This window comes from Anaerospora sp., from assembly GCF_032013335.1.
In the GTDB taxonomy this organism is placed as follows: domain Bacteria; phylum Bacillota; class Negativicutes; order Sporomusales; family DSM-15969; genus Anaerospora.
Genome location: NZ_DALZUO010000038.1, coordinates 12,082 through 28,337, shown reverse-complemented (window position 1 = coordinate 28,337; position 16,256 = coordinate 12,082). Strand labels below are relative to the sequence as shown.

Sequence of the window (16,256 nt, the reverse complement as noted above, 5' to 3'; positions counted from 1 at the left end):
AGATGAGATTGCCACGTCGCTGCACTCCTCGCAATGACATTGAAGCTGATCGCCCATTGCCCTTACTTAGTTGTGCACCCCGCAGGGGAGCCTTATCACACCCAACTGCCGCTATGCCCGCGGTCCCCCGTCCCTCCGTCTCCTGCCACCAAGCTCAGGCCGTCGAGAAGGCTCCGCTGCTAGGCAGGGGGCAAAGCGGCGAGTGAAGACAGTACATAGGGTACGGCAAGCTCGACGCTTTGCCCCCAACAACGCAGATGGTGTCTTATCGGCGGCCGTCTCTCCAACGCAGATGGGGCCTTATCGGCGGCCGCCTCTTTAAGTGTGGTATTCGCCGTTTATTTTTACATATTCATACGAAAAATCACACGTCCATACCGTTGCCTCTGCTTCACCCAGCCCCAGATCAACTACTACAGTAATATCTTTCTCGCTCATTACTTTTCTCAGCGCAGCTTCGTCATACCGGGCGCCAAGACCAGCTTCAACAATGGTCACACCACCAATAGAGAGAGACGTGCGGGCAGGCTGAACATTAGAACCCGAATAACCTACTGCACATAAAATCCGCCCCCAATTGGGATCTTGACCAAAAAAGGCCGTTTTAACCAATGGCGATTTAGCAATACTCATTGCCGCTTTTTTGCCTTGCTCGAAGCTTAATGCTCCTTTAACGGTGATTTCAAGAAATTTTGTTGCCCCTTCTCCATCTCGCACAACTTGCTGTGCCAGAAAACGGCATATGGTTTGCAGCGCTTCAACAAACAACAGATAATTAGGATCAGTTTCGCTGTCAATCAATGAATTGCCTGACTGGCCGTTAGCCATTACGCATACCGTATCATTCGTGCTAGTGTCACCATCAACGGTTATCATATTAAAGGTAAGACTGACAGCCTGATCAAGCGCTTTTTTCAAAAGAGGACTGCTGATATCGGCATCAGTTGTGATATAGCCGAGCATAGTTGCCATATTAGGGTGAATCATGCCTGCCCCCTTGGCAATGCCAGCTATCCGTACAGGCACATCTCCCAGCGTGAATTCATACGCTATGGTCTTGGCAAACGTATCGGTCGTCATAATTGCCTGCATGGCATTATCATAGCCTTCTACTGATAATTGGCTTACAGCTTGATGAATACCTGCTGCAACTTTATCCATGGGTAAGTTAACCCCAATAATTCCTGTGGAGGAGACAAGCACGGTTTGCGGTGAAATAGCAAGCAATTCTGCAGTTTGCTTAACCATTTCCTGTGCATTGATCATCCCCTGTTCGCCGGTGCAGGCATTTGCGCAGCCGGAATTGACTACAATCGCGGATAATACGCCGCCTTTGATGTGCTCTCTTGATATGATGACCGGCGCGGCAGCCATATCATTAGTGGTAAATACAGCAGCCGCAGCAGCAGGAACAATACTATAAATAACAGCGACATCTTCTTTACCGCTTTGCTTTATACCAGCTTTAACACCTGCAGCCTTGAAGCCTTTTGGTGAAGTTATTCCGCCTGTAATAGTTGTTAACACAATTTACACGCCCCTCTATTTAAGGATACAAAGGTGCCTGAGTAAGTCCCAGCCGCTCATCGAGTCCAAACATAACATTCATGTTCTGTACGGCTTGACCGGCAGCACCTTTTACCAGATTATCAATAGCCGACACGACAATTACCCGGTTAGTCCGGGGATCAATATGCCAGCCTATATCACAAAAATTAGAACCCCTGGTATTTTTAGTAGCCGGATAGCCACCCCGTCCAAGCAGACGAATAAAGTACTCTTCTTGATAAAGGCTATTGAAAGCCTCATCTACCTGAGCCGGAGTTACACCGCTTTTCAGGGTTCCATAGCAGGTACTTAAAATGCCCCGGGCAACGGGAATGAGATGCGGTGTAAAATTTATAAAGATTTCACTGCCTGCAAGTTCGCCTAACGCCTGCTCAATTTCAGGCGTATGGCGGTGCCCGGCAATGTTATATGCTTTTACGTTTTCAAATACTTCCGTAAAGTGACTGTTAAGACCAAGACTGCGGCCAGCTCCTGATACGCCGGACTTCGCGTCAATCACAACAGAATTCGGTTCAATAAGCTGTTGCTTAAGAAGAGGTGCCACCGCTAATATGCTAGCCGTCGTATAACAGCCGGGATTCCCTACAATAGTTGCACCTTTCACGTCTTTACGGTACAACTCAGTTAAACCGTATACAGCCTTTGCCTCTTTATGGGTATGGGGCAGTTTATACCACTTTTCATATACGCTTGTATCGCGAAAGCGGTAATCGGCACCTAAGTCAATAACCTTTGCTCCCTTAGCAACAATTTTCTTACCGGCTTCCATCGCATGCCCGTGAGGCAAGGCAATAAAGACGACATCACTTTGTGCGGCGATGTCATCAAGCTGCTGCATGCTCACTAATTTATGATCATAAAACGGCTGCAAATGGGGATATATTTCCGATATGGCTGCACCAGTCTGACTTTCTGATGTGATAGCGACGATTTCAGCTTGCGGATGACTGGACAATAATCGCAGCAATTCCTCGCCGGTATAACCGGTTGCGCCGATAATGCTGACTTTCATAGTTGGTGCCCCCTTTACTCTTAATTATTGCTCTTATGATTAATTATACAAATTCATGGATAATAATGCAATTAAAAAAATGAGATATCGCTCGCTCTTCCGCAATTTGGGCATGTCTTATCCTGTGTCAAATAGCTGATTATAGTATGAGTGCGTTCCAAAAGCAGTGCAGCACAGGCAGGACAATATGTATTAGAAAATCTGCTTTCTACATTACCTAAATATACATAGTTTAAATAGCGACGGGCAATTTGATAAGACTTTTCCAATGTTGCTACAGGTGTCGGCGGAATACCCATGCGATGATTGGGATAATAGCGGGAAAAGTGCAGTGGTATATTGTGATTAACAGAACCGAGCCATTTGGCCAGTGCTTCAATTTCTTTCGTAGAGTCATTGAGCCCAGGTACAAGTAACGTCGTAACCTCAACGTGACAATACCGTGAAGCCCGCTCGACGGTCTGTTTAACATTGTCCAGCTTTCCGGCACAGATTCGCTGATAATACGCATCGGAAAAAGCCTTAAGGTCAATATTCATTGCGTCCACATAGGGCAGCAAGTTCTTTAGCGGATTATTATTAATAAAGCCATTGGTAACTAGGACAGTTTTCAGACCTTCCCTGTTAGCCAACCGGGCTGTATCTAAAACATATTCATACCAGACATTCGGCTCTGAATAGGTAAAGGCAATACCTATATTATCCTTGCCAGCTTGTTGTGCCATAACGACAGCTCGCTCAGGAGATACATACATGGTTTGCGGTTCTGCCTGAGCCAACTGCCAGTTCTGGCAAAACTGACAGGAAAAATTACAACCCCATGTACCTAGTGACAGTATTTGTTTACCAGGGTAAAAATGATAAAGCGGTTTCTTTTCTATAGGGTCAAGTGCATAAGAAGAGCAGGCGGCATAGTTTAACACATAAAGCTTGCCGCCGCTGTTTTTTCGTGTCCTGCAAAAACCGGTTTTTCCCTCGGTGATGATACAGTTTTTGGGGCATAGCAGGCACGTTATTCCTTGATCATCAATTTCATAATAGAGTGCTTCAAGCATAGCTGTTACTCATAGCGGGTAACTGTAAAGCGGTACAGCTCAACATTTTCATTTTCTGTAATTCCTGCTTTTTGCTTAGCAATTGCTATTTGCTCTTCAGCAGATTCTACTCCCTCCAGCATAGGCAGCAGCAAACCACTGCGCTGCCCTTTACGAACGATTACACCATATTTTTGCGGATCTAATTCATGGATATGATTGATCTGCTCCGGCTTGTCCAAAATATCAACAGAAATAACCAGTTCCGCCAATTCCTTTAGCTCAATCGGCCAGAAACGAGGATCTTTTGTCCCTGCGCTAACTGCATTTACAATAATTTCTGCAGCAGCGTTAGGCTGAGTAGCAGAAAAAGTGCCAATGCAGCCACGTAGTTCCCCCTGCTTTTTGAGCGAAACAAAGACTCCAGCCTTGGTTCTCAATTCAACTGAAAGGTCTGACGGTTCAGGGAGTAGGCTACCCTTTTCCAAATAATAAGCAAGGCTTCTTCTTGCTAATTGCACAGGCATGCTTTCCGTCACCTGATTTCACTCCCCTCTACTTATTAGCAGGGATAAACTGGGCTACCGCATAACCGACTCCAAAGGGACCTTCATAGGATAATACTTCCGCTGCCACATCTAAGCCTCCCAATATTCCCATTAGAAAGAAGGCTGGACGCAGTCCACATTCACCCGCTTGCGCAATAAGCTCTCTATCCATATTAAGCAGAGCCTTCACATCAACATTTTTTAAAGCCTGTACGACTTGACGATCAAATTCAGCCCCCTCTGGACTATAACCAGCAGGTGCATCCTCCGTTAAGCGATGAGATAGATCACCTGAAGCAACTATAGCTACGCGCTTATCTGTCATGCCAATAGCTGCTTGCACTGCCTTACCGAATGTATACATTTCTTCATAAGGAAGCTTTCCCATTGATAGGTGTACCAGCTGCCCCTTAAATCCTGCCTTATGCAGATAATATAACGGCACGAAAGCACCATGATCCAACTGCATGCTCATCCGGTTGGTTTTAGCCAGATCATCAGTCAATTCTACCAGATGAATACCCAGACGTTCACACTTTTTTATGATATGGCGCACTAAAAGTCCATCTGTCTCAAATCCCAATGTCACATCAGGGCAGCCGAAGTTAGCCATCGTGCCTCTGAGCCGTGGATGAATCGTCACAACAGCTCCATCCTCTACAACTGGTCCGTGCGGCGTAAGCACCACTACGGTTTGAGGATTGTATTCTTTTAACGTGTTCGCTACTTTATCAGCCGCCTCCACCGTAGCCTTAATAGTATTGATTTGTTCTTGACCCACTTCAGGTATCATGATGGGCGGATGAGGCATAAAAGCACAGCCAACCAGTTTATTCAACATTATTGCTCCTTTCGGAAGTCTTCTTTTCGTTCTATCGTCCCACACTTTGGCTAAAATGATACGCTAAGCCCTTGGCAATATACTCCGCCAGTTTTTGTTGATAAGTGTCATCCAGCAGCAATGCCGCTTCTTTGGTATCACTCAAAAAACCGGCCTCAATAAGTATACCTGGCATTGTAGGAGCATTCAACACAATAATATCCTTATCCTGCTTGACTTGTCTCTTATTTCCTGGGGGAAAATGTTTCATAGCCTGCTGCATGACTTCAGCCAGGGCTTTACTCTGCGCAAATTTCGGTCCGTAAAAAACCTGCGCCCCAGGTCTAACTGCTCCTTTTATCGAATTAACATGAATACTAATAAACACCTCCGCCCCTGAAGCATTAATCAGCTCTACACGACGCAATAAATCGGTCCGTTTTCCGCCCTTCCCTCTTGTATAGTAATCAATATCTGTATCTCGCGTTAATACCACATTCACATTATTTGCTTGTAGAATATCTCTCAGTTTCAGAGCAATCGCTAAGTTAACCGTTTTTTCAACTACGCCATTACCGCTTGCGCCATCGTCGATGCCGCCATGACCTGGATCTATCATAACGGTTTTTGCTTCCAGTACAGCAAGGTTGACTGTTTCTATTGAATCAGATACTAGATACCTGAGTGTTAAAAGATTAAGTACAACCACAGCAATACTGCACATGGCAATAATCCTTAAAGAGCGCTGACGGACGGCAATAATGCGCATATATACCTTCCTCCCCATTTTACTTCTCCTACACCATATTCCACTTATAGTCAGCCTATGTCGGTTAGCTTCTGGTAAGTATAGCCAAATGGAGACAAGTACGCTACAATAATGAGATAAACCTAGTTAAAATTAAATTGGTGTCTGGAGGAATTGTATGCGCACTGGGCGTTTTCTGATTCTGCTAGGTATCTTATTTTTGGGGACTTTTTTATGGGCTGCAGGTAATTCGCTCCTAACTTTCGTAAGCCCGCAGCTTCCGGTCAAAGAACTCTCTGCAAAAATTGGTCAAATGCAGGAAACTGCTAAAGAGTTTCCCAGTTTGTGGGATCGCATATATCGCGTTGTTGCCTTTAAAAGTGCCGTTGAAGCCAAGCTGAACAAAAAGACCTATGTTCCATTAAGCGACATACCATTGACACTGCAGCAAGCAATCATTGCCGTCGAAGATAATCGTTTTTACCGACACATGGGTTTTGATATTGAGGGCATCATTCGCGCCGCTCTTGTCAATATGCAGTCAGGTGAACTAATGGAGGGTGGCAGCACAATTACCCAGCAATTGATTAAGAATTTGTTCTTAACTAATGATCGCACCATGGGTCGAAAAGTAGAAGAATTAATCCTCTCAATTGTCATGGAGATGCGTTATTCCAAAGAAGAAATTATGGAGATGTACTTAAACACTATTTATTTTGGCTCTAATGCTTATGGTATCGGTCCTGCAACCTATGTTTATTTTGGAAAGACTCCGCCTAAACTCACTTTAGCTGAAAGCACTTTATTAGCAGGGCTGCCAAATGCACCTTCCCTTTATTCTCCTTACGAAGACTTCAAGGCTGCTAAAGAACGGCAGGCAATTGTACTGCAAACAATGGTCCGTCATGGTTTTATTGGCCCTAATCAGGCCTTGGAGGCTAAATTAGTTCCCATTAATTTAGCTCGTTAATGCAACTAAAAAAGCAGTGCCCTCTTCAGTAAAGCAAAGGGGCACTGCTTTTTTAGTTGCAACTTTTCTTAAATGTCAGGAATGTACGATCAATGGCGCAATAAAAGGAATAATCGAGGAAGTCACCACAGCAGCAAGCGCCATACCTATTCCCGCCATTAGTCCTTGCTGCTCACCTTCCAGCAATGCAGTCGCCGTTCCCTGACCATGGGAAACTGTACCAAGCGCTAAGCCACGAATGAGCGGACTGGTGATTTTGAGCAGTGTCAATATCGCAGGCCCGGCTAAGGCACCTAATGTTCCTGTCACTATCACAAAGGCAATTGCCAGACCCGGATCGCCGCCATTGACTTTAGCTACTTCTGCGGCAACTGGAGCAGTAACAGATTTAGACCCTAGTGATACAACTATATCTTTAGGCATTCCGGCAAGTTGGGCAATACTCATGGCCGTGATAGCAGTTAACGCAGAAGCAGAGCATACTCCCAAAATAATTGGTGCCAAATGTTTCTTTACTATATTGCGATTATTATAGAGTGGCACGGCCAAACAAACCGTGGCCGGCCCAAGCAGCATCGTGATAAAATCTTTTCCTGGCCGATACAGTTCATAGGGAACATGAAATAACAGTAATACTGCAATAACCAAAGCTGAGCTCACTACCACTACATTCATCAAAGGATTCTGGTAACGGGAGGACAGGAAACGACTCAGCAAGTATGCTCCAATTGTAACTAGTATCAAAACTACTGTGCTAATAAATTGCATGTCATTTCCCTCCCTCATTTTTTAGGCTTGTAAACCGGAAGACAATAAATGCTATAAATAAACTAATAGCTAATAAAGCAATCAAAACAATGCCCTGTTGATGGAAGATTTCCCAATAATTCATCAGGCCAACTGTCACCGGTATAAAAAAGAAAGCCATATGCTTGAGTAAAAAACCGGTCACTTCCTGAATCTGAGCAGGTTTTATTACACCGAGGCTCAATAAGGTAAACAGCAGCAGCATACCAACAACGCTGCCAGGAATGGGCAGACTAAAAACGGCCGCCATCTTATCCCCTGCCAAGGATACGAGCAAGATAATCAATAACTGCCAGCTAACAGCCAACGTTTTCTTTACTAGGACCATTTCTATCCCCCCTTTTCTGCATCTCATGCAGTATTCTACTCTTATTCTATAACACGCCCAAGCTATAAGTAAAATATATAGCTTAGATATATACTATGAGTTTTTTAGATATTAACTACTGATTATAAACCAACGATGCTGGTACCACGGGTCCTACCGGCGCAACTGGGTCTATGGCGTAATTGGTGAGGCTTATCTGCTTTCGCCTATGTATATAACAATATTGGTGGGATTGTAACCTCTGGAGCAAATTTGACTTTTAGTAATGTAGCCCTTTAATCGGTGCAATGCATGCCGTTAAAACCATCCCAATTGGAATAGAGTGTAATCCAATATTTCAGGCAAAAACCATTAAGCACAACGCTACAACTACTTCCAAAAACTATTTGTAAAATATCAATAACCCAGTAAGTTAATAACTTACTGGGTTATTGATATTTTGCAATGTGATAAATGCCTTAGACCTGTAATTCTCACCTGTTTTTAGACATTCTAAAAAAGAAAGAACCCTTGCAAAGAGTGGATTTGCAAGGGTTCTTGTTTTGTAAAAATTAACGTTTCGAGAACTGAGAAGCTTTACGGGCTTTTTTGAGACCGTATTTGCGGCGTTCTTTTTCGCGAGGATCGCGAGTAAGGAAGCCAGCTTTTTTCAAGGAAAGACGCAGTTCAGCGTCAACACGGAGCAGGGCGCGGGCAATGCCGTGACGGATAGCGCCTGCCTGACCGGAAGGACCGCCTCCTTCAACTTTGGCCAGAACGTCATATTGACCGATAGTGCTAGTAAGATTAAGGGGCTGCTTAACGATCAGTTCGAGAGTCTTGCGACCGAAATATTCGCCAAGAGCGCGGTCATTAACGGTGATATTGCCTTCACCCGGAACCAGACGAACTCTGGCAACCGATGTTTTTCTGCGGCCTGTGCCGTAGTATTGAACTAATGCCATGATATGTTCCTCCTTCCGGTATTAGCGAATGTTAAGTTCTAATTTTTCAGGTAGTTGAGCTTCATGTGGATGAGCGGCGCCACTATATACCTTTAATTTACGGTACATTTGACGTCCTAAGGTATTTTTTGGCAACATGCCTTTCACTGCCAGTTCAATTACCCGTTCTGGTCTGTCAGCCAGCATTTTGCCAGCAGGAGTGAAAGTAGTGCCACCAGGATATCCGGAATGACGGAAATACGTTTTTTGAACCAGCTTTTTGCCGGTAAGAACGACTTTCGCCGCATTGACCACAATTACATGGTCACCAGTATCCATATGGGGAGTATAGGTAGGTTTATGTTTACCGCGAAGAACTTTTGCTACTTCAGCGGCCAGGCGTCCCAAAGTTTTGCCTTCAGCGTCAACAACATACCATTTGTGTTCTATGTTGCTTGGATTGGCCATAAATGTAGTTTTCATGCTGGTATCCCTCCTCGTTACAGCTTGCTTACGAAAAAGATTTTTATCCTTACTTGCCGGGGCTAATGGAAGCACGACAAAATCTCATAAAAACATTGTAATAAATGGGCTTGTCAATGTCAAGGATTAGATCCGAAAAATCGCAAATTTTCCTTGTTTACTGGCTAAATTACTGCTTTCAGATTAACACATGCCCGGGTGTGTCGAATTATAGAAAACTTCCTGCAAATATAAGCCCTGCGCCGGTGCAGTCATTCCCGCCTTAGAACGGTCCTTTCCTGCTAGCAGAATGCCCATATCGCTGCTGCTTCGCCGGCCCCGGCCAATATCTACGAGTGTGCCAACCAAATTGCGTACCATATGATATAAAAAGCCATTACCCCACACGCGAAACTCGAGTCTGTCGCGGTCTTGGGACATCTCGGCCTTAAATATAGTCCGCACTGGACTAACTACCTGCGTAATATTTGCACCGCGGAAAGCAGAAAAATCGTGTGTACCAATGATAACCTGCGCTGCCTCCTGCATGGCAGCAACATCCAGAGGACTGGTTATGTGCCAGGCGTAGTTGCGCAGAAAGGGATCAGCCAGGGCTGATCTGTGAATGCGATACACGTACAGCTTACCTGTGGCGCTAATACGGGCATGGAAATCAAGCTCCACATCCTCTGCCGCAAGGATGACGATATCCCTTGGCAGCAGTCCTCTGCTGGCTACAGCAATCCTCTCTGCTGGTATTGTACCAGCAGTAAGAAAATTGACTACCTGCCCGTAGGCATGCACCCCTGTATCGGTACGGGCAGAACCATTTACGGTAATAGGGCTTTGAAAGATTCTGGCCAACTTATCTTCCAGAATCTGTTGCACCGTAATCGCATTGCTTTGTCGTTGAAAGCCATGATATGCCGTACCATCATAAGCAATTGTCAGCTTAATATTCCGATTGCCGCTTACAGCCTTTGCCACCGCATCACCCCAAGAACAACTAGTAACAGCATAATTGCAAACAAGCCGATAGCATCCCGCGATGTGACCCGCAGTTCTTTCATTCGGGTACGGTTCTCACCGCCCCGGTAACAGCGGGCTTCCATTGCAGTAGCCAACTCGTCTGCACGCCTGAAAGCGCTAATAAATAATGGAACCAAGAGCGGTACCATGTTTTTTGCTCTTTTCAGCAGATTGCCGGATGAAAACTCAGCTCCTCTTGCCATTTGGGCTTTCATGATACGGTCTGTTTCCTCCAGTAAGGTAGGAATGAAACGTAAGGCAATGGTCATCATCATAGCCAACTCATGTGCCGGCAGGCCAAAACGTCGAAAAGGATTAAGCAGACGCTCAATTCCATCTGTCAGTACAATCGGTGAAGTGGTAAATGTTAACAGTGATGATATTACAATCAAAAATACCAGCCTGGTCGTCATCAATATGCCCTGCCGAATCCCTTCCCAGGTCACGGTAAGGAAAGATATGGCATAAATGACTTCTCCAGGAGTAGTAAAAATATGAATTGCAAGAGTAAAAATAATAATAATCCACAGCGGCTTCAGGGAACGGAGAATCATCTTAAGTGGAATATTGGACACCATGATTGCAAAGATAATAAATGCTGCTATAACACTATATGCCGCATAGCTATCCGCTAAAAAAATGCCGCTGATGAAGAGCAGTGTACCTATTATCTTAGTCCGGGGATCAAGAAGGTGAATAAACGACTTCCCGGGGAAATATTGTCCCAGTGTTATATCCGTTAACACCGCTCTCCCCCCTTTACAACTTGCACAATGCTCTCCACTGCCTGGTCGATCGTCAGAGCACTATCATCAATTGCCAATCCTTGAGCATGCAAGCGCTTCATTAGGCGGGTTACCGGCGGAACGTCAACTCCCGCTGCCGTTAGTTCCTGTTGGCCATGCCGGAAAATCTGAGCAGGTGTATCGTCCAGGCTTACTTTGCCGCCATTCATAACAATCAGTCTGGTGGCCATACGGGCAATATCTTCCATATTATGCGATACAAGTACAACTGTGACACCGGTAGTTTGATGCAAGCGAATAATCTGACCGAAGATTTCATCACGTCCTCTTGGATCAAGTCCCGCAGACGGTTCATCAAGGACCAAATAATCTGGCTGCAGAGCAATCACACCGGCAATGGCCACTCGGCGCATTTGACCGCCACTTAAGCGAAAGGGAGAACGTTTGACAAACGTATCATAGGGCAACCCTACAAAGTCCATACCTATCCGGATACGGCGTTCTATTTCTTCCTCATCAAGACCTAAGTTGCGTGGACCGAAGGCAATATCCTCACCAATTGTCTCTTCAAATAATTGATGTTCCGGATATTGAAATACCATACCTACTTTCCTGCGGGCAGCTTTAGCTGCCGGACCGCTTGCATGCAAGTCAACGTCATCTACACGCACTTGGCCAGCTGAGGGCTTCAATAGACCATTTAAGTGCTGGACTAAAGTAGATTTTCCTGATCCTGTATGTCCGATAATACCGACAAACTCACCTTTGTTAATTTCCAGAGAAACATTGTCAAGCGCTTTACGCTCGTAAGGCGTTCCCATCATGTACGTATAGGTAATGTTATCTAATGCTATGGACATAAGGCCACCGCCAATTCATCATCAGTGATGATTGTTTCCGGTAATTTGAGCCCATGCTCACGAAGTTTAAGAGCCACATCAGCAGCAACTGGTACATCCAGCCCCAATTCTTTCAACTTCTCAACATGGATAAATATTTCTTCAGGACGCCCTTGCATAAGAATTCGTCCCTGTCCCATCACAACCACCCGATCAGCTGTTACAGCCTCTTCCATAAAGTGAGTAATATAGATGACTGTAATTTTTTCACTTTTATTCAGTTGATGAACAGTCGTCAATACTTCCTCCCTGCCATGAGGGTCCAGCATTGCTGTCGGCTCATCAAGAACCAGACAGGCAGGCCGCATAGCAAGTACTCCTGCAATGGCAATCCGCTGCTTTTGTCCCCCGGAAAGCAAATGAGGCGCATGATGACGGTAGTCTTCCATGCCGACTAATGCTAATGCTTCATTAACCCGTTCCACAATTTGAACCGGTGGCACTCCTAAGTTCTCCGGACCAAAAGCTACATCTTCTTCTACAATCGCCGCAACGATCTGATTGTCAGGATTCTGAAATACCATACCCACTGACTGGCGAACTGCCCACAAATTTTCTTCCTGAGCCGTATCCAGGTCATTGACAATACATTTCCCTTCAGAAGGAAAAAGCAGTGCGTTCAAATGTTTTGCCAGCGTTGATTTGCCCGATCCATTCGTACCAATAACAGCAACAAATTCACCGCTGTTCACGGTCAAACTGACATGATCCAGAGCATGAACCAGATTGCCTTCATGATCAGTATAGGTATGGCATAAATTATCCAGTTTAATGATATCTCCCATAATTATACTCCGAAATTTTGTTTGCCTACTTCCCTGCTAGCCAATCAAAACAGGGCGACCGCTGTGGTCGCCCGTGCTAAGTGTTACACTAATTCAAGTATTGCCATCGGCGCGGCATCGCCACGGCGAGGTCCGAGCTTCATAATACGCGTGTAACCGCCTTGACGGTCGGCATATTTTGGCGCAATAGTATCAAATAGTTTTTTCACAACTTCTTCATCCATGAGGTATGATAAAACCTGCCGGCGGGCATGTAAATCGCCGCGTTTGGCCAATGTAATCATTTTTTCGGCTAGGCCGCTGATCTCCTTGGCTTTTGCCTCTGTGGTCTCAATACGCTCGTGTTGAAAGAAGGAAGTCAGAATGCTGCGAAACAATGCTTTACGGGCTGAACTGTCCCGTCCCAACTTTCTGTATAAAGCCATATTCTTCCCTCCCCTATTCCTCGTTTTCAGACAGTGCTAACGTGAGTTCGCCTAACTTTTTCTTTACTTCTTCCAAAGATTTGCGACCCAGGTTACGCACTTTCATCATATCTTCTTCCGATTTTTGGACCAGCTCCGCTACTGTATTAATGCCGGCCCGTTTTAAGCAATTATAAGATCGTACCGACAAATCCAAATCTTCAATGGTCATTTCCATTGTCTTGGAGCCGCCCTCTTCAGGAGCCTCGGTAAAAGTGCCTTCTCCCATATCTTCTTCAGGGGGGCTTCCTGCGATATTCTGAAACAGTTTCAGATGGGCAACCATGATACCTGCTGCTTTAGATACAGCTTCTTCAGGTCTCATACTGCCATCAGTCCACACTTCCAGCGTCAGCTTATCGTAATCTGTGACGTTACCAACGCGAGTGTCTGTAACATTGTAGTTGACTCTAAGAATAGGTGAAAAGATGGAGTCAATCGGAATAACCCCAATTACATGATCGGCTTTTTTGTTCTTATCAGCCGGCACATAGCCCCGGCCGCGTTCAACGGTAATCTCCATTTTCAGGGAGGCTATCGTATCCAAAGTAGCCAGATGCAATTCGGGATTCATAATTTCTACATCCGGGTCGGCGATAATGTCGCCTGCGGTAATTTCACCCTCTCCCTGAGCTTCTACCCGCAAGACTTTTGGCTCCTCGCTGTACATTTTTAGGCACAGCTTCTTTAAGTTTAAAATAATGTCGGTAACGTCCTCCCGAACTCCGGGAATAGTAGAAAACTCATGAAGAACGCCTTCAATTTTAATAGATGTAACAGCAGCACCGGTGAGTGAGGATAATAGCACTCTGCGCAGGCTGTTGCCCAGCGTTATGCCATATCCCCGGTCTAGCGGTTCCCAAACAAATTTACCATAGCGACCATCTTCATTAATCTCTGCTATTTCGATTTTCGGTTTTTCGATTTCGATCATCCGGAAAAAACCCTCCTCTTTGCGCAACAAATCACTTACGCTATTTCCACGGTCGAGGGTGAATTATCGTGAGTACAATTCAACGATAAGATGTTCTTGGACAGGGATATCGATCTCTTCCCGTGTGGGGTAGCGCAATACTTTACCAGTTGTATCGTTAACGGACATTTCTAACCATGCCGGTACTGTTTTAGCACCGAGGTTTTCAATCACTTGCTTGAGCAGTGGTGATTCTTTGCTCGTTTCGCGAATTTGAATCGTTTCGTCAGCTTTTACTAAATAGGACGGGATGTTAACCCGGCGTCCATTAACAGTAAAATGACCGTGACGAACCAGTTGTCTAGCCTGAGTACGGCTTTCAGCCAACCCTAAACGATAAACAACGTTGTCCAGTCTTCTTTCCAGCATAACCAGCAAATTTTCGCCGGTAATACCTTTCATGCGATCAGCTTTTTCGAAGTACGAATGGAATTGGCCTTCCAATATACCATAAATACGACGAGCTTTTTGTTTCTCACGGAGTTGAAGACCATATTCGGATACTTTTTTCCGGCCCTGTCCGTGCTGACCAGGCGCATACGCCCGACGGGTGTATGAACATTTATCGGAATAACATTTATCACCTTTCAGGTACAATTTAGCACCTTCGCGGCGGCATAATCTGCAAACTGCTTCTGTATATCTTGCCATTCTTTATTAACACCTCCCGAATCTGTTAGACTCTTCTCCGCTTGGGCGGACGGCAACCGTTATGAGGGATAGGGGTAACGTCTTTAATAAGATTTACCTCTAAACCAGCAGCCTGCAAAGAACGAATTGCAGCTTCACGGCCGGATCCCGGTCCTTTTACAAATACTTCAACTTGTTTTAAGCCATGCTCCATTGCAGCTTTGGCAGCTTGTTCGGCAGCCATTTGAGCAGCAAAGGGAGTGCTTTTACGGGAACCTTTAAAGCCGAGACCGCCGGCACTGGCCCAGGAAAGGGCATTGCCTTTGACATCGGTAATGGTGATGATAGTATTATTGAAAGTGGAGCGGATATGAGCTACACCGAACTCTATATTTTTACGCTCTTTTCTTTTGGTTCTAACAACTTTCTTAGCGACCAAGTTTTATCCCTCCCTTACTTTTTCTTTTTAGCGCCAACGGTTCTTTTCGGACCTTTACGGGTACGGGCATTGGTTTTAGTCCGTTGACCGCGTACAGGAAGTCCCATACGATGCCGTTTGCCCCGGTAGGAACCGATTTCAATCAGACGCTTGATATGAAGGGATTCTTCACGACGGAGATCACCTTCAACTTTATAGTTCTTATCAATTGTTTCACGAAGCTTAGAAACTTCTTCCTCAGTAAGGTTTCTCACCCGAGTATCGGGATTGATTCCGGTTGTGGCAATAATCTCTTTTGCTAGTGTCAAACCGATACCGAAGATGTATGTCAATGCAACTTCAATTCGTTTGTCGCGTGGTAAGTCTACACCGGCTATACGTGCCATCTATCATCCACCCCCTAACGTTTAACCTTGTTTTTGTTTATGTTTCGGATTCTCGCAAATTACCATTACACGGCCTTTGCGCTTAATAACTTTGCATTTTTCACAAATAGGTTTGACTGACGGTCTGACTTTCATATTAAACCTCCTTTATGGTGTCCGCCTGTCCGATTTTATTTGAACCGGTAGGTGATACGGCCACGTTTCAGGTCGTATGGCGTAAGTTCTATTGTAACTTTGTCACCAGGCAAAATGCGGATAAAATTCATTCGAATTTTGCCGGAGACATGTGCCAGCACGACATGCCCGTTTTCCAGTTTAACCTGGAACATGGCATTTGGTAAGGCTTCTAAAACCGTACCTTCAACCTCAATTGCGTCTTGTTTGGCCATCAGATCTCCTCCTCGTCCGCGTCTTACTTAACAATCCGGTGTACATATATTCAGGATGGCTTTACGTATTTCTTCGTCGGGAATGATCTCTATTCCTTCGAAGTTTGAGTGCAACGTCCTGTGCAATAGACCTCATAAGTTTGACATGCCGGACATTTTTTGTCTTAGGCTTAGCTGCTGCGGATGCGTCCATCAGCGACCAAGATGAACGGCGGTTTGCCATGGCCGACAACGACCTATGTCCCGTCCCGCCTGGGATATAACGAATTGGCCCTGCGGCACAATCCCGGGTGGC

The 16,256-nt window shown here is 45.2% G+C and carries 23 protein-coding genes; 2 read left to right on the top strand and 21 right to left on the bottom strand.

Going from position 1 to position 16,256, the window contains the following annotated elements; translation table 11 throughout:
* Positions 1-206: hypothetical protein (locus tag RTR76_RS19705; protein ID WP_312524198.1), on the top strand; the 206-nt coding region annotated here is incomplete at its 5' end.
* Between the two features lie 112 nt (positions 207-318).
* On the opposite strand, the gene argJ is transcribed toward RTR76_RS19705, so the two are convergent.
* The 6 genes from argJ to RTR76_RS19675 all read right to left on the bottom strand — a co-directional run bounded on the left by argJ (position 319) and on the right by RTR76_RS19675 (position 5,752).
* Positions 319-1,527 (bottom strand): bifunctional glutamate N-acetyltransferase/amino-acid acetyltransferase ArgJ, encoded by a 1,209-nt coding sequence (argJ, locus tag RTR76_RS19700; RefSeq protein WP_312524196.1) that lies wholly within the window; start codon positions 1,525-1,527, stop codon positions 319-321.
* Positions 1,528-1,546: 19 nt separating this feature from the next.
* Positions 1,547-2,581 carry an N-acetyl-gamma-glutamyl-phosphate reductase gene (argC, locus tag RTR76_RS19695; protein ID WP_312524194.1) on the bottom strand — a complete coding sequence of 345 codons (1,035 nt, stop codon included), beginning with the start codon at positions 2,579-2,581 and terminating at the stop codon, positions 1,547-1,549.
* A 71-nt stretch (positions 2,582-2,652) separates the two neighbouring features.
* Positions 2,653-3,636, bottom strand: a complete 984-nt coding sequence (gene amrS, locus RTR76_RS19690) for an AmmeMemoRadiSam system radical SAM enzyme (protein WP_312524192.1) — start codon at positions 3,634-3,636, stop codon at positions 2,653-2,655.
* A 5-nt stretch (positions 3,637-3,641) separates the two neighbouring features.
* Positions 3,642-4,154, bottom strand: coding sequence for an AmmeMemoRadiSam system protein A (gene amrA, locus RTR76_RS19685; RefSeq protein WP_312524190.1), 513 nt, complete (start codon positions 4,152-4,154; stop codon positions 3,642-3,644).
* A gap of 16 nt (positions 4,155-4,170) precedes the next feature.
* Positions 4,171-5,004 carry an AmmeMemoRadiSam system protein B gene (gene amrB, locus RTR76_RS19680; RefSeq protein ID WP_312524189.1) on the bottom strand — a complete coding sequence of 278 codons (834 nt, stop codon included), beginning with the start codon at positions 5,002-5,004 and terminating at the stop codon, positions 4,171-4,173.
* Between the two features lie 31 nt (positions 5,005-5,035).
* On the bottom strand, positions 5,036-5,752 hold the full coding sequence (locus RTR76_RS19675; protein WP_312524188.1) for an N-acetylmuramoyl-L-alanine amidase: 717 nt from the start codon (positions 5,750-5,752) through the stop codon (positions 5,036-5,038).
* Between the two features lie 157 nt (positions 5,753-5,909).
* Here RTR76_RS19675 and RTR76_RS19670 point away from each other — a divergent pair, with 157 nt between their 5' ends.
* Positions 5,910-6,701, top strand: a complete 792-nt coding sequence (locus RTR76_RS19670) for a biosynthetic peptidoglycan transglycosylase (protein ID WP_312524186.1) — start codon at positions 5,910-5,912, stop codon at positions 6,699-6,701.
* A 75-nt stretch (positions 6,702-6,776) separates the two neighbouring features.
* Here RTR76_RS19670 and RTR76_RS19665 read toward each other — a convergent pair whose 3' ends face one another.
* The 15 genes from RTR76_RS19665 to infA all read right to left on the bottom strand — a co-directional run bounded on the left by RTR76_RS19665 (position 6,777) and on the right by infA (position 15,961).
* Positions 6,777-7,469: an LrgB family protein gene (locus RTR76_RS19665; RefSeq protein WP_312524184.1), complete on the bottom strand. Its 693-nt coding sequence runs from the start codon at positions 7,467-7,469 to the stop codon at positions 6,777-6,779.
* Between the two features lies 1 nt (position 7,470).
* Positions 7,471-7,836 carry a CidA/LrgA family protein gene (locus RTR76_RS19660; RefSeq protein WP_312524183.1) on the bottom strand — a complete coding sequence of 122 codons (366 nt, stop codon included), beginning with the start codon at positions 7,834-7,836 and terminating at the stop codon, positions 7,471-7,473.
* Positions 7,837-8,387: 551 nt separating this feature from the next.
* Positions 8,388-8,780, bottom strand: coding sequence for a 30S ribosomal protein S9 (gene rpsI, locus RTR76_RS19655; protein ID WP_132076185.1), 393 nt, complete (start codon positions 8,778-8,780; stop codon positions 8,388-8,390).
* 21 nt (positions 8,781-8,801) lie between these two features.
* Positions 8,802-9,242, bottom strand: coding sequence for a 50S ribosomal protein L13 (gene rplM, locus RTR76_RS19650; protein WP_312524181.1), 441 nt, complete (start codon positions 9,240-9,242; stop codon positions 8,802-8,804).
* A 183-nt stretch (positions 9,243-9,425) separates the two neighbouring features.
* Complete coding sequence (gene truA / locus RTR76_RS19645; RefSeq protein WP_312524180.1) at positions 9,426-10,208, bottom strand: tRNA pseudouridine(38-40) synthase TruA; 783 nt, start codon at positions 10,206-10,208, stop codon at positions 9,426-9,428.
* Positions 10,193-10,996 carry an energy-coupling factor transporter transmembrane component T gene (locus tag RTR76_RS19640; RefSeq protein ID WP_312524179.1) on the bottom strand — a complete coding sequence of 268 codons (804 nt, stop codon included), beginning with the start codon at positions 10,994-10,996 and terminating at the stop codon, positions 10,193-10,195. The genes truA and RTR76_RS19640 overlap by 16 nt, the downstream gene beginning before the upstream one ends.
* A complete protein-coding gene (locus RTR76_RS19635) occupies positions 10,990-11,856 on the bottom strand; it encodes an energy-coupling factor transporter ATPase (RefSeq protein WP_312524178.1) in 867 nt (288 codons plus the stop codon). The genes RTR76_RS19640 and RTR76_RS19635 overlap by 7 nt, the downstream gene beginning before the upstream one ends.
* Complete coding sequence (locus RTR76_RS19630; RefSeq protein ID WP_312524176.1) at positions 11,847-12,680, bottom strand: energy-coupling factor transporter ATPase; 834 nt, start codon at positions 12,678-12,680, stop codon at positions 11,847-11,849. Before RTR76_RS19630 ends, RTR76_RS19635 begins: the two co-directional genes overlap by 10 nt.
* 83 nt (positions 12,681-12,763) lie before the next feature.
* Complete coding sequence (gene rplQ, locus RTR76_RS19625) at positions 12,764-13,105, bottom strand: 50S ribosomal protein L17 (RefSeq protein WP_312524175.1); 342 nt, start codon at positions 13,103-13,105, stop codon at positions 12,764-12,766.
* Between the two features lie 13 nt (positions 13,106-13,118).
* On the bottom strand, positions 13,119-14,078 hold the full coding sequence (locus RTR76_RS19620) for a DNA-directed RNA polymerase subunit alpha (RefSeq protein WP_312524174.1): 960 nt from the start codon (positions 14,076-14,078) through the stop codon (positions 13,119-13,121).
* Between the two features lie 63 nt (positions 14,079-14,141).
* A complete protein-coding gene (rpsD, locus tag RTR76_RS19615) occupies positions 14,142-14,768 on the bottom strand; it encodes a 30S ribosomal protein S4 (RefSeq protein WP_312524172.1) in 627 nt (208 codons plus the stop codon).
* Positions 14,769-14,793: 25 nt separating this feature from the next.
* Positions 14,794-15,186 carry a 30S ribosomal protein S11 gene (rpsK, locus tag RTR76_RS19610; RefSeq protein WP_132076211.1) on the bottom strand — a complete coding sequence of 131 codons (393 nt, stop codon included), beginning with the start codon at positions 15,184-15,186 and terminating at the stop codon, positions 14,794-14,796.
* 14 nt (positions 15,187-15,200) lie between these two features.
* Positions 15,201-15,572 (bottom strand): 30S ribosomal protein S13, encoded by a 372-nt coding sequence (rpsM, locus tag RTR76_RS19605; RefSeq protein WP_312524170.1) that lies wholly within the window; start codon positions 15,570-15,572, stop codon positions 15,201-15,203.
* Between the two features lie 21 nt (positions 15,573-15,593).
* The gene (rpmJ, locus tag RTR76_RS19600; RefSeq protein ID WP_003373491.1) at positions 15,594-15,707 is read right to left on the bottom strand and encodes a 50S ribosomal protein L36; all 114 of its coding nucleotides are present in this window, start codon (positions 15,705-15,707) and stop codon (positions 15,594-15,596) included.
* Between the two features lie 35 nt (positions 15,708-15,742).
* On the bottom strand, positions 15,743-15,961 hold the full coding sequence (gene infA / locus RTR76_RS19595) for a translation initiation factor IF-1 (protein WP_132076217.1): 219 nt from the start codon (positions 15,959-15,961) through the stop codon (positions 15,743-15,745).
* Between the last annotated feature and the right edge of the window lie 295 nt (positions 15,962-16,256).

Coding starts and splice junctions, on each gene's coding strand:
- argC (WP_312524194.1), bottom strand. CDS start 2,581: ATGAAAGTCAGCATTATCGGCGCAACCGGTTATACCGGCGAGGAATTG.
- amrS (WP_312524192.1), bottom strand. CDS start 3,636: ATGCTTGAAGCACTCTATTATGAAATTGATGATCAAGGAATAACGTGC.
- amrB (WP_312524189.1), bottom strand. CDS start 5,004: ATGTTGAATAAACTGGTTGGCTGTGCTTTTATGCCTCATCCGCCCATC.
- RTR76_RS19675 (WP_312524188.1), bottom strand. CDS start 5,752: ATGCGCATTATTGCCGTCCGTCAGCGCTCTTTAAGGATTATTGCCATG.
- RTR76_RS19670 (WP_312524186.1), top strand. CDS start 5,910: ATGCGCACTGGGCGTTTTCTGATTCTGCTAGGTATCTTATTTTTGGGG.
- RTR76_RS19665 (WP_312524184.1), bottom strand. CDS start 7,469: ATGCAATTTATTAGCACAGTAGTTTTGATACTAGTTACAATTGGAGCA.
- RTR76_RS19660 (WP_312524183.1), bottom strand. CDS start 7,836: ATGGTCCTAGTAAAGAAAACGTTGGCTGTTAGCTGGCAGTTATTGATT.
- rpsI (WP_132076185.1), bottom strand. CDS start 8,780: ATGGCATTAGTTCAATACTACGGCACAGGCCGCAGAAAAACATCGGTT.
- rplM (WP_312524181.1), bottom strand. CDS start 9,242: ATGAAAACTACATTTATGGCCAATCCAAGCAACATAGAACACAAATGG.
- RTR76_RS19635 (WP_312524178.1), bottom strand. CDS start 11,856: ATGTCCATAGCATTAGATAACATTACCTATACGTACATGATGGGAACG.
- RTR76_RS19630 (WP_312524176.1), bottom strand. CDS start 12,680: ATGGGAGATATCATTAAACTGGATAATTTATGCCATACCTATACTGAT.
- rplQ (WP_312524175.1), bottom strand. CDS start 13,105: ATGGCTTTATACAGAAAGTTGGGACGGGACAGTTCAGCCCGTAAAGCA.
- RTR76_RS19620 (WP_312524174.1), bottom strand. CDS start 14,078: ATGATCGAAATCGAAAAACCGAAAATCGAAATAGCAGAGATTAATGAA.
- rpsD (WP_312524172.1), bottom strand. CDS start 14,768: ATGGCAAGATATACAGAAGCAGTTTGCAGATTATGCCGCCGCGAAGGT.
- rpsM (WP_312524170.1), bottom strand. CDS start 15,572: ATGGCACGTATAGCCGGTGTAGACTTACCACGCGACAAACGAATTGAA.
- rpmJ (WP_003373491.1), bottom strand. CDS start 15,707: ATGAAAGTCAGACCGTCAGTCAAACCTATTTGTGAAAAATGCAAAGTT.
- infA (WP_132076217.1), bottom strand. CDS start 15,961: ATGGCCAAACAAGACGCAATTGAGGTTGAAGGTACGGTTTTAGAAGCC.